10 protein-coding genes, 1 tRNA gene and 1 pseudogene are annotated in these 11,717 nt (G+C 62.7%); 6 read left to right on the top strand and 6 right to left on the bottom strand.

Translation table 11 applies throughout. The annotated features are described in order from the left end of the window. A tRNA-Glu gene (locus WCJ41_RS11365) sits at positions 1-75 on the bottom strand. Positions 76-127: 52 nt separating this feature from the next. Continuing rightward, positions 128-463, bottom strand: coding sequence for a hypothetical protein (locus WCJ41_RS11360; RefSeq protein ID WP_336905927.1), 336 nt, complete (start codon positions 461-463; stop codon positions 128-130). Here WCJ41_RS11360 and WCJ41_RS11355 point away from each other — a divergent pair. Both WCJ41_RS11355 and rpoH read left to right on the top strand, forming a co-directional pair. After that, positions 462-1,460 (top strand): RluA family pseudouridine synthase, encoded by a 999-nt coding sequence (locus tag WCJ41_RS11355; protein WP_336905928.1) that lies wholly within the window; start codon positions 462-464, stop codon positions 1,458-1,460. The genes WCJ41_RS11360 and WCJ41_RS11355 overlap by 2 nt on opposite strands. 81 nt (positions 1,461-1,541) lie before the next feature. Then, positions 1,542-2,447, top strand: coding sequence for an RNA polymerase sigma factor RpoH (gene rpoH, locus WCJ41_RS11350; protein ID WP_336905929.1), 906 nt, complete (start codon positions 1,542-1,544; stop codon positions 2,445-2,447). A gap of 87 nt (positions 2,448-2,534) precedes the next feature. Here rpoH and WCJ41_RS11345 read toward each other — a convergent pair whose 3' ends face one another. Continuing rightward, positions 2,535-3,110: a CAP domain-containing protein gene (locus WCJ41_RS11345; RefSeq protein ID WP_336905930.1), complete on the bottom strand. Its 576-nt coding sequence runs from the start codon at positions 3,108-3,110 to the stop codon at positions 2,535-2,537. A 179-nt stretch (positions 3,111-3,289) separates the two neighbouring features. Here WCJ41_RS11345 and WCJ41_RS11340 point away from each other — a divergent pair, with 179 nt between their 5' ends. From WCJ41_RS11340 to ppk2, 3 genes and pseudogenes are all read left to right on the top strand, one after another. Then, positions 3,290-4,750 (top strand): GGDEF domain-containing phosphodiesterase, encoded by a 1,461-nt coding sequence (locus WCJ41_RS11340; protein ID WP_336905931.1) that lies wholly within the window; start codon positions 3,290-3,292, stop codon positions 4,748-4,750. Between the two features lie 73 nt (positions 4,751-4,823). Then, positions 4,824-5,567, top strand: a complete 744-nt coding sequence (locus WCJ41_RS11335) for a hypothetical protein (protein WP_336905932.1) — start codon at positions 4,824-4,826, stop codon at positions 5,565-5,567. A 185-nt stretch (positions 5,568-5,752) separates the two neighbouring features. After that, positions 5,753-6,610, top strand: a pseudogene (ppk2, locus tag WCJ41_RS11330) (polyphosphate kinase 2); the annotation flags it as partial. On the opposite strand, the gene WCJ41_RS11325 reads toward ppk2, so the two are convergent. Both WCJ41_RS11325 and WCJ41_RS11320 read right to left on the bottom strand, forming a co-directional pair. Further along, positions 6,611-7,111, bottom strand: a complete 501-nt coding sequence (locus WCJ41_RS11325; RefSeq protein ID WP_336905941.1) for an OsmC family protein — start codon at positions 7,109-7,111, stop codon at positions 6,611-6,613. A gap of 39 nt (positions 7,112-7,150) precedes the next feature. Continuing rightward, on the bottom strand, positions 7,151-8,443 hold the full coding sequence (locus tag WCJ41_RS11320) for an adenylosuccinate synthase (protein ID WP_336905933.1): 1,293 nt from the start codon (positions 8,441-8,443) through the stop codon (positions 7,151-7,153). Between the two features lie 191 nt (positions 8,444-8,634). On the opposite strand from WCJ41_RS11320, the gene WCJ41_RS11315 reads away from it, so the two are divergent. Then, entirely contained in the window at positions 8,635-10,089 is a 1,455-nt protein-coding gene (locus tag WCJ41_RS11315) for a hypothetical protein (protein WP_336905934.1), read from the top strand. A gap of 17 nt (positions 10,090-10,106) precedes the next feature. On the opposite strand, the gene serA is transcribed toward WCJ41_RS11315, so the two are convergent. Continuing rightward, positions 10,107-11,693 (bottom strand): phosphoglycerate dehydrogenase, encoded by a 1,587-nt coding sequence (serA, locus tag WCJ41_RS11310; protein WP_336905935.1) that lies wholly within the window; start codon positions 11,691-11,693, stop codon positions 10,107-10,109. Positions 11,694-11,717: the final 24 nt, after the last annotated feature.

Raw genomic sequence — 11,717 nt, 5'->3', positions numbered from 1 at the left:
TGGCGCTCCCTGCGGGAGTCGAACCCGCCTTTGCAACGTGAGAGGCTGCCGTCCTAACCGATAGACGAAGGGAGCTCTCCGAGGAATGGGCACCCTATATAGGGGCTCTCAGGCCAGTGCAAGCCCTTCAGGGACCCGCGGCGATGCGGGAAATGATGGCGTTTTTCCTGACATCCACGACGATCACCTCGCGGCCGGTGTTGATGACCAGACGGTCGCCGTCGAGGGCCGTGGTGCGGATGTCGGCATTGGCGGGGAGGCCAAGATTGAGGGTCTGTGGTGGTGGTTCGGGCTTGGGCGGGGCCTTGTGGTTGGCCTTCCAGATAATACCGACGATGAGCGCCACGAACAGCAGCACCAGAACCACGCCCATGATATAGACCAGCCGGAGCAGGCGGCGGGTTGCGGGGGGCAGTTCTGTCGACGTGGCATCGCCTGCCTGCAATGGATCGGATTCGCTCATGTCAGTGCCTTCACAACTCCTCGAAACCAGCGCCGCCGAAGCCTCGCGCCTCGACAAGGCGCTGGCCGCAGCCTTTCCTGACGTGAGCCGCGCGCGGTTCCAGGCCCTTATCGCGGAAGGCGCCGTGTCTGTCGAGGGCGAGACCGTGAGGGAGGGACGACACAAGGTGAAAGCGGGTGACACACTGCGCGTTATCCTCCCGGAAGCAGCGCCTGCCCTGCCGCTGGCAGAAGCCATGGCACTGCGCATCAGCTACGAGGACAAGGACCTCATCGTGATCGACAAGCCCGCCGGACTGGTGGTGCACCCGGGTGCCGGCAATGAGACCGGCACGCTGGTGAACGCCCTGATCGCCCATTGCGGCGACAGCCTGTCGGGCATCGGCGGAGTGAGGCGTCCGGGCATCGTCCACCGCCTTGACAAGGATACAAGCGGCCTTCTGGTGGTGGCCAAGAATGACAAGGCGCATCACGGCCTGTCGGATCAGTTCGCGGCGCATGGCCGTGACGGCAGGCTCGAGCGGAGCTACCTCGCCATCGTCTGGGGAGTGCCGGAACGGCGGCAGGGCATCATCTCGGCACCGATCGACCGCTCGACCGCCAATCGGCAGAAGATGGCTGTCTCCAGGGGGGCGAATGCCCGCGAGGCGGTGACCCACTACGAGGTGCTGGAAACGCTGGGAAAGCCGCCCGTGGCGAGCCTCCTGCGCTGCGTGCTGGAGACAGGACGAACCCACCAAATCCGCGTCCACATGGCCCATATCGGAAATCCACTGCTGGGCGATGGGGTCTATGGATCAGGCTTCCGGACCTCCGCGAAGAAGCTTTCGGAAGATGCAGCAGCAGCGCTTAACGCATTGAATAGGCAAGCCCTTCACGCCACCAGCCTGGGGTTCGAACATCCTATTTCGGGCAAGCAAATGCAGTTCGAAAGCCCGGCACCAGAGGATTTTGCAAGGCTCCTCGGCGCGCTGCGCTTGAACAACACGCAAGCGTGACTATCTGTAACTGCTCCGGTGTCTTATTTCTTGCGTAATTGTCCGGTAAGAATAGCCCTCAGACAGGAAAGGCTTTGAAACATGGCTAGGACCACTTCCCTCCCCGCAATCGCGTCGGGCGAAGCCGGTCTGCAGCGCTATCTGCAGGAAATCCGCAATTTCCCAATGCTGCAGCCGGACGAGGAATTCATGCTCGCCAAGAGCTGGAAGGAACACGGCGACAAGCAGGCGGCTGAGAAGCTGATCACCTCGCACCTTCGCCTCGTGGCCAAGATCGCCATGGGCTATCGTGGCTATGGCCTGCCCATCGGTGAGGTCATCTCAGAGGGCAACGTCGGCCTCATGCAGGCGGTAAAGAAGTTCGAGCCGGACAAGGGGTTCCGCCTCGCCACCTATGCCATGTGGTGGATCAAGGCCTCGATTCAAGAGTTTGTTTTGCGTTCCTGGTCGCTTGTGAAGATAGGCACCACCGCAAACCAGAAGAAGCTGTTCTTCAACCTGCGCAAGGTGAAGAGCCAGATCGAGGCACTGGAAGACGGCGACCTGCGCCCCGACCAGGTGGAACTCATTGCCAAGAAACTTGGTGTGACCGAGGCGGACGTGGTGTCGATGAACCGCCGCCTTGGTGGCGACACGTCGCTCAACGCCACCGTCCGCGAGGATGGCGAAGGCGAATGGCAGGATTGGCTGGTTGACGAGTCTGACAACCAGGAAGAAATGCTCGTCCAGTCGGAAGAGCAGTCGATGCGCCATGGCCTGCTGCAGGACGCAATGGAAAAACTGACTGACCGCGAGCGCCGTGTCTTCGAGGCCCGCCGCCTGCAAGACGACCCTTCGACGCTGGAAGATTTGAGCCAGGAATTTGGCGTATCGCGCGAGCGCATCCGCCAGATCGAAGTACGCGCCTTCGAGAAGGTGCAGAAGGCCGTGAAGAATGCCTCGCAACGACTGCTTGCGCCGAAATCGCTGCCGGCACCGACCGCGTAAGCAACTGCTTCCAGACAAAGAACATCAGCATGGCCGGGTTTGACCCGGCCATCGCTTTTGGTGGCGACCAGAAGAGAACCGGCAGACCTACTGGAAGAATCCCTTCGCCCGCGGCGTGGCAAAGAAAATCTGCACGGCCCAGATGCTGTCGCCCCGCTGGATGACGCCGGTCGACACGAAGGCGAAGCTGCGGTTCACCATGTTCTTGCGGTGCGAGGAACTCTCCACCCATTGCTGGAAGAGTGCGCGTGCCTTGGCATCGTCGACGGGCGTGTCCTGCGTATCGCGTGCGGCATTCTCGCCGATCGAGGGATACTTCGTCACGTCACCGACGAAGGCCGCCATGCGACCCTGGAAACTCGCGCCGGTGGACGATGAGTGGCCCATGAAATCATGCAGCATCATGTCGGCTGCATGGGCGCGGGCCGCCTCCTTGAAGGCGGCATCGGCCGTGACCGGGGTCTTGCCCTTCTCCGCACGATAGGCATTGAGCAGCCCAACCAGTTCGGCCTCGAGATCCGCACGATACGTCGAACCTTTCGGAGGGTGTGCGGCGAGGCCCTTGGCAAAATCGAGATAGGGCCCGGCGAGGGCTGACCCCGCACCGGCAGTCAAGCTGAGCAGGCCGAGGCAAAGCCTCCGCCGGGTCCGGTCAGGGCGCATCAGTCAAGACTCCATGAACCATTGTAGACAATTTAGGGTTGTTAATCATAGTCATATACACGCAATAAGAGTTCACCCGCCAGGATCGAGCCAGATTCGGGAGCGGGACAATGCGCACAAATCTGGTCCGATTCGGGAAGCTTCGTCTTCCCGTGAACATTTCGCAGCCGGGATGGCTCATGGCGTCTTCGGCTGTGGCAGGGCTATCCGGTGGTTTCATCACCGTTTCGCAGGGCATTTGGGCAGGAGCGGGGCCGGCCTTGCAAGCCGGATTGGCGGCAACGCTACTCGCGGCCGGAACGCTGGCGGCAGGTCTTTCTCCGCGCTCGCAGCCCATCAAACGGCCAGCGGCCGGGTTGGTCAGCAGGCCGTCGCTCATGGAGAGGGCTTCGCGCCTCTTCGACAGTGATGCGCGCGCGTCCGTCATTCTCTGCGAACTCACTGGTCTCGCCTGGACCAGCCGCAACCAGTGTGTCGAAGCGGCACAAATGGCATTCGAGGAAGCGCAAGAGCGCCTCTCCGCCAGCCTTCCGCAGGGCGCATTGGCCGCACAATGGAACGACGAACACTTCGTGGTTCTGCTGCCCGCCAGCAGCGATCCGATGACCGCGCTGAGCTTGGCGCGCGACCTTTGCGCCGCGCTCACCACAGGCCCCGCATTTGCAAACCTCTCGACCGCCGTCACCTGCCATGCCGGCATCGCGCTGGCCCCAACCGATGGAACACGCCTGTGCGAGTTGGTGAACAACGCAGAACTCGCACTGGCCGAAGCGCGGCGACAGGGAAAGCCGGGCTACGGATTCTATGCGCCGGGCATGTCGGCAGCAGCGGACAGGCGCTCCGCTCTGCAGCGGGCCGTACGCGATGCAGTAAAGAGTGATGCGCTACGACTCGAACTGCAGCCGGTCTATGCCATGCGCAGCGGAGAACTCACCGGCTTTGAAGCCTTGATCAGGCTGCATGACCAGGAGCTCGGACAAGTTCCGCCATCGGAGTTCATTCCGCTTGCCGAAGAGGCGGGGCTCATCGTCGACATCGGCGAATGGGCGCTGGAGGAGGCTTGCCGCGTGGCCGCACAGTGGCCGCCACACCTTGTCGTCGCCGTCAATCTTTCGCCCGCTCAATTCCACTCAGGCACGCTGATCACCACGACGCGCAGGGCCTTGCAGCGCCACTCGCTGCCCGCCTACCGCCTCGAGGTGGAGATCACCGAGGGCACGCTGATGGCCGACAGTGAGCTGGTGCTGGGCCAGTTGCGCCTGCTGCGCGACATGGGCGTCGGCGTGGCACTCGACGACTTCGGAACCGGCTACTCGAGCCTTTCCTACCTCTGTAAGTTCCCCTTCTCGAAGCTCAAGATCGACAGGAGCTTCGCCGCGGCCCTCGACCACTCAGCCTCTGCCAAGAATGTTCTCCGCGCCATCGTCAGGCTGGGTCATGGCCTCGGCATGACAGTGACGGCCGAGGGGATCGAGACGCAACGTCAGCTCTCCTTGCTGCGCGACATCGGTTGCGACCTCGCCCAGGGTTACCTGCTGGGCCGACCGGCGCCATTGAGCGATCTTGCGGCGATCATCCTGGGGAACTTCGCGCAGCAGCTTGCCCGCCGCCCCAGGCCGGCGCGCCGGAGTGCCGCTTGAGCGCTGGCGCTTTGCACTTTCCTCAGGACGAAGGGCAGTCTAGTTTGCGCCCGCATCAACGAACACGGGCAGCATGCGCAAGCTTTCACCCACCAAGGCGATCTCCCACGCGCTGAATTCAGTCTGGACCTATCGGCAGGTTGCCGCCCGCATCGCTGTACCGTGGTTGCCGGCGCTGCTGATCTGCGCGATTGCCCAGGTCTATTTCGGGCCACCCGACCCGATGGCCGATGAACTCACCACACCGGCCCTCGTGCAGATCGTCACGTCGATCGTATCGATCTTCGTGATCTCCGCCATGTCGGTCAGCTGGCATCGCTTCATCCTGCTGGATGAGGTGAGTCATGGCATCCGTTTCGACGGCAATTCCCGGCGCTATTTCGGAAACTACTTTCTCCTGCTGCTTGCCATGGCCGTTCCCTTTCTGCTGGCGGTCCTCATGCTGGTGCTGCTACCGGCTGCCATGACCTTCGTGGTTCCGGTCCTGCTACTGCTCTGGGGCGCCATAATGCGACTGTCAGTGAAGCTTCCGGCAGTGGCGCTTGGAAACCGCGACTACACGTTCCGTGATGCATGGGCGGTCACCTCCGGCAACTTCTGGCCATGTCTTGGTGTCCTGGTCCTGAACGGGCTGATCCTGTTCGGCGGGTTGCTTGTGCTGCTCCTGGTGGCCGGCACCATCGCCCAGGTGCAGCCGCTGGTGGCTGACGTTTTCGCCATGGTGGCCTCGCTGGTGCTGCAACTGGCCTATGCCTTCATCAACGCATCGGTGCTCACCTCGCTCTATGGTTATTTCGTCGAGCGCCGCGAGTTCTAAGGCTTGATCAAGGTCAATGGCCGGCGCGCCCGACAGGCGCAGAATTTCCGCTTCACAGTCGATCAGCGGGGGTTCCATGTCCGACATCAGTTCAGCCACGGCGAAGCCCGCCGAACCAGCCAGTACCAGACCGGCTCAGGAACAACCGGAGGAGGCCCCACCCCCTCGCCTCTCGCCGGCCCGGGCTGCGACACAATCCGGAAGCCATCCGCCACGCCTTCGAGAGCGGTGAGTTTCCTTACAAGACCCGCATGGGGAACAATCTCTATGAAGAGGAAATGGCCCGGCTGCAGGTCGAGCTCCTCAAGCTGCAGAATTGGGTGAAGGAGACGGGCGAACGCATCATCGTGTTGTTCGAGGGGCGCGACGCCGCCGGCAAGGGCGGCACCATCAAGCGCTTCATGGAGCACTTGAACCCGCGAGGGGCGCGCGTGGTGGCACTCGAGAAGCCCAACGAGCGCGAGCGCACCCAATGGTATTTCCAACGCTACATCGAGAACCTTCCGGCGGGTGGCGAGATCGTGTTCTTCGACCGCTCCTGGTACAACCGCGCCGGCGTCGAGCGCGTCATGGGTTTCTGCACGCCCAACGACTACCTTGAATTCATGCGCCAGTGGCCGGACCTCGAACGCATGCTGGTGCGCTCCGGCATCCGGCTTTTCAAGTTCTGGTTCTCGGTCACGCGCGAGGAACAATTGCACCGCTTCCTGTCACGCGAGAACGATCCGCTGAAGCAGTGGAAGCTGTCGCCCATCGACAAGGCGTCGCTGGACAAGTGGGATGACTATACCGAAGCAAAGGAGGCGATGTTCTTCTACACCGATACCGCCGACTCGCCATGGACCATCATCAAGTCCGACGACAAGAAGCGCGCGCGGCTGAACTGCATGCAGTACTTCCTCTCATCCATCCCCTACCCCAACAAGAACGCCAAGGTCGTGACGGGGCCAGACCCGCTGATCGTCGGCTCCACCGCCCATGTGATCGGTCGCGACAATCACATCATCGGCAAGACGCCGCGTCCGGGAAAGCAGAAGCGCTGATCAGCCGAAGCTTACCGCAAACTGCGGTGGGTTGCGCAGCGTCTGGTACACCACGCAATAGCGCTCGGTGAGCTTCTGCAACTGTGCCCTCTGCTCGTCGCTGAGATCACCGTCGAGATCGAAGCTGAGGCGAATGTCGCGGAAGCCGACGGGTGCGGTCTTGTCCACGCCAAGGGTGCCGCGGAAGTCGAGATCACCCTCGGCCCGCACGGTGGCGCCACGCAATGGCAGTGCGAGCGCGGTGGCCACGGCGTTGAGCGTGACGCCGGCGCAGGCAACAAGTGCTTCCAGCAGCATGTCGCCCGAACAAGCCTGCAGACCGTTGCCGCCCGTTGCTGGATGTAGCCCGGCTTCCACCAGCGCCCGGCCGGTTGCCACTGAGCAGCTGACGTTCTCTCCGAGCTTTCCCTCGGCCCGAAGGGTGATGAGCGCCTTGTCCGGCTCATCGCGATAGGCTGCCTTGATCGGAGCCTGAAGGTCCTTCAACTCCTGCGCGTCCATGCCGGTGCCCTCCTCCACAGTACGAAACAGCATAACACATCAATCCTCGAAGGGGTCCTTCATCAGGATCGTATCGTCGCGCTCCGGGCTGGTGGAAAGAAGCGCCACCGGGCACTCGATCAGCTCTTCGAGGTACTTCACGTATTTGATCGCCTGTGCGGGAAGCTGCGCCCAGCTGCGCGCGCCTGCCGTTGTGCCCTTCCAGCCCTCGAAGCTCTCATAGACGGGAACCACGCGCTTCTGCGCCTCTTCGGCAGCCGGAAAACGCTCGAGCTTGCGACCGTCGAGATCATAGCCAACGCCGACCTTGATCTCCTCGAGGCCGTCGAGCACGTCGAGCTTGGTGAGCGCAATGCCATGGATGCCGGAGGTCTTGATTGCCTGGCGCACCAGCACCGAGTCGAACCAGCCGCAACGGCGCTTGCGGCCTGTGACAGTGCCGAATTCGCGGCCGCGCTGGCCGATATATTCACCAACCTCGTTCTCCTGCTCGGTCGGGAAGGGACCGGAGCCGACGCGCGTCGTATAGGCCTTGGCGATGCCCAGCACATAGCCGATCGATGAGGGACCGAGTCCCGAACCGGCCGCTGCTTGGCCAGCCACCGTGTTCGAGGATGTCACATAGGGATAGGTGCCATGGTCGATGTCGAGAAGGATGCCCTGAGCGCCCTCAAACAGGATGCGCTTGCCTTCGCGCTTCATGTCGTCGAGCAACGCCCACACGGCATCCGAGAAGGGCAGGATGCGCGGCGCGATCTCGGCCAACTGGGCGATCAGGGCTTCAGCCTTCAGCTCCGCTTCGCCCATGCCGCGGCGCAGCGCGTTGTGGTGGGCCAGCAGGCGGGCGAGCTTGGGGCCGATGGTGGCGAGGTCAGCCAAATCATTCACGCGGATCGCCCGGCGGCCCACCTTGTCCTCGTAGGCCGGGCCAATGCCGCGGCCTGTGGTGCCGATCTTGCCCGTACCTGCTGCTGCCTCGCGCAGCTGATCAAGCTCACGGTGAAGCGGCAGGATCAGGGTGGCATTGCCGGCGACACGCAGGTTCTGGCGTGAGATGTCCACCCCTTGCGACGACAGCTTGTCGATTTCGGTTGCAAGTGCCCAGGGGTCGATCACCACGCCATTGCCGATGACCGAGAGCTTGCCGGGCCGCACGATGCCGGAGGGGAGCAGCGACAGCTTGTAGGTGACACCATCGATGACCAGCGTATGGCCGGCATTGTGACCGCCCTGGAAGCGCACCACGACATCGGCCCGCTCGGACAGCCAGTCCACCAGCTTGCCCTTGCCCTCGTCGCCCCATTGGGCGCCGACCACTGCCACATTCGCCATTTCAGGCTCCTTTCAGACACAGGAACGGCCCCGCGCGGGTGAGCCGCCGGAGCCGTTGCGGGCTCTTACACCATTGGCGGCAGAAGGCAAACCGGAGAAAGGCAGGCCCCATCACCGCCACCGGGAGGCGGTTGACCTCGCACCGCGGCGGTGCAAGCCTCCCCCAATCCACCAGCTGAGAGTGCAAAGCCATGAAATCCGTCACCACCCTGCTGATCCTTGGTTTCCTGGCTGGGGCAAGTGCCCCGGCCCTTGCGGTAGCGACGCCAGAGGAGGCCCAGCGCCTCACCACCCTGTTCCAGACCTACCTAGGTTCAGAACCGGGCGTGGTCAGCGTAACCCCGCAGGGCGGAGGCTATGCCGCCAAGCTCGATCTCACCCCACTCTTCGCCAAGGTGAAGGACCCGACGGTCAGTCTTTCGCTTTCGCCGCTTGAATGGACGCTTACCGACCAGGGCGGTGGCAAGTGGAAAGTGGACCAGAACCAGGCGCTGACCTTCGCTTTCGGTGTCAAGGGTCAGGGTGAGACGAAGGGCTCCATCGCCTCCGTCACTTCGACCGGCATTTTTGACGAGGCGCTGGGTGGGCTTTCAACCTCTTCGGCGGAATTGAAGACCATCACCGCAGACCAGACGATGACCGATTCCGGCACGACCACGCACATCAACTATGCGATCGACGCCATCACCATGCAAAGCGCGATGCAGGGAAGCCCCGACAGCGCCGACGCAACGAGCAACTACAGCTACATCGGCCTGAAGGAAATGATCAATGTCCCCGCCTCAGCTGATGGCGGAACGCCCGCCATGGACCTCGTCATTGCCTCACCCTCGGGCAAGCAGGATGGGGCGGTGAAAGGACTGAAGCTCAAGGCGGTGAGCGATCTCGTCACCTGGCTCGTCGCCCATCAGGACCCGCAGGCAATTATCGCTGAACAAGCGGCGTTGAAGGACAAGCTGCGCGCCGCACTGCCGTTGTTCACGGGTCTTTCGGGAACCACCACGATGGACGATGTGACAGCCACTTCGCCCTTCGGCCAGTTCGCGGTGAAGCAGTTCGGCTTTGGCGCCGAGATGAACGGCATCGTTGCCGATGGCAAGCTGCGCGAGACCTTCAGCTTCTCCGGCCTGCAGGTGCCGCAGACACTTCTGCCACCATGGGCGACAGGAATGGTACCCGAGAAATTCAGCCTCGATGTGAGCGTCGCCGATCTCGACCTCGCGGCACCCGCCGCACTGATCCTCGACAAACTTGATCTGTCGAAGCCCGATCCGCTGCCAAAGGATCTCGACCAGCCCCTGATGCAGGCATTGATGCCAAAGGGCAGCGTCACGATCACGTTGGGGCCCAGCGAAGTTCTGGCGAAGCTCTATGACCTGACGGCGGAAGGCAGCATGACGGCAGGCCTCGTAGCCATGCCCGCAGGCCAGGCTCTGGTGAGGCTCATGGGCCTCGACGAGACAATGGCCGCGCTTCAAGCCGCGCCGCCGGACATCCAGCAGATGAGCGCCGGCCTGCTGCTGGTAAAGGGCCTTGGCAAGGCCGAGGCTGACGGTTCACTCTCGTGGAAGATCGAGGGTACGGAGGCCGGCGTCATCACCGTGAACGGCGCCGACGTCTCCAAGATTCTGGGTGGCGGGCAGTAGACCCTCCAACACGCCCGTCAGAAGGCCAGAGGCTTCGCCTGCTTTACATGCGGCAGCTTGGCCACCGCCTGAAGAACGGCGGCGGGCGGCGCCTCGTCGATCGACACGAGGCAGATCGCCTCTGCCCCCTGCGCGGCGCGGCCCAGGTTGAAGGTCGCGATGTTGACACCGGCATTGCCGAGGATGGTTCCCAGCGCACCGATGAAGCCCGGCTTGTCCTCATTCGTCACATAGAGCATGTGCGGGCCGAATTCGGCTTCCATGTCGATGCCCTTGATCTGGATGACGCGGGCCTTGCCGTCTGAGAACACCGTGCCGGCGACAGAGCGTTCGAGATGCGCCGTCTTCACCGTGAGCCGGATATAGGTTTCGTAGGCGCCGCGCTGCGTCTGCTTGACCTCGTCCACCTTGATGCCGCGCTCGCGCGCCACAACGGGGGCAGATACCATGTTCACCGTGCCAAGCATCGGCTGAAGAACACCTGACAAGGCGGCCGACGTGAGCGCCCTGGTGTTCATCTCGCCCACGTCGCCCGCATATTCGATGACGATGCCTGTCACGGGCTCATCGGTGAGTTGGCCCGCGAAGGAACCGAGCTTCTCCGCAACCGCAATGAAGGGCCGAAGGCGCGGAGCTTCATCCGCCGAAATCGACGGCATGTTGAGGGCATTCGAGACGGCACCCGTGATCAGGTAATCCGCCATCTGCTCGGCAACCTGCAGCGCCACATTCTCCTGCGCCTCGCCGGTCGATGCACCCAGATGCGGCGTTGCCACCACATTGTCGAGGTCGAAGAGCTTGTGGCTGATGGCGGGTTCCACCTCGAAAACGTCGAGGGCAGCACCCGCCACATGGCCGGACTTCAGCGCATCATAGAGCGCATCCTCGGCAACCAGCCCACCACGCGCGCAGTTGATGATACGAACGCCCTTCTTGCACTTGGCGAGTGCTGCTGCATCAATGATGCCGCGCGTCTTGTCCGTCAGCGGCGTGTGCAGCGTGATGAAGTCGGAGCGGCGGAAGATCTCGTCCAGCTCCACTTTCTCCACGCCGATCTCGATGGCACGCTCAGGCGACAGGAACGGATCAAAGGCGATGACCTTCATCTTGAGGCCCAGCCCGCGATCGGCAACGATGGAGCCGATATTGCCGCAGCCGATGACGCCCAGCGTCTTGTTGAAGAGCTCCACGCCCATGAAGCGGTTCTTCTCCCACTTTCCGGCATGGGTGGAGGCATTGGCCTCCGGGATCTGGCGGGCCAGCGCCATCATCATGGAAATCGCGTGCTCGGCGGTGGTGATGGCATTGCCGAAAGGCGTGTTCATCACCACAATTCCGCGCTGGGTGGCCGCCGAAATATCGACATTGTCGACGCCGATGCCGGCGCGGCCGATCACTTTGAGTTTGGTCGCCGCGGCGATGATCTTCGGCGTCACCTTGCTGGCGGAGCGGATGGCGAGGCCGTCATAATCGGGGATGGCGGCGAGAAGCGCCTCCTTGTCCTTGCCGAGGTCGGGGAGGTAGTCGACCTCCACGCCACGGTCGCGGAAAATCTGCACGGCAGTTTCGGAAAGCTTGTCGGAAACGAGAACGCGGGGAGCCATTGAAAGCACTCCTGATGTGAGATG

It is taken from the genome of Aestuariivirga sp., assembly GCF_037139295.1.
GTDB lineage: Bacteria > Pseudomonadota > Alphaproteobacteria > Rhizobiales > Aestuariivirgaceae > Aestuariivirga.
This window is presented reverse-complemented; position numbering and strand designations above follow the sequence as displayed.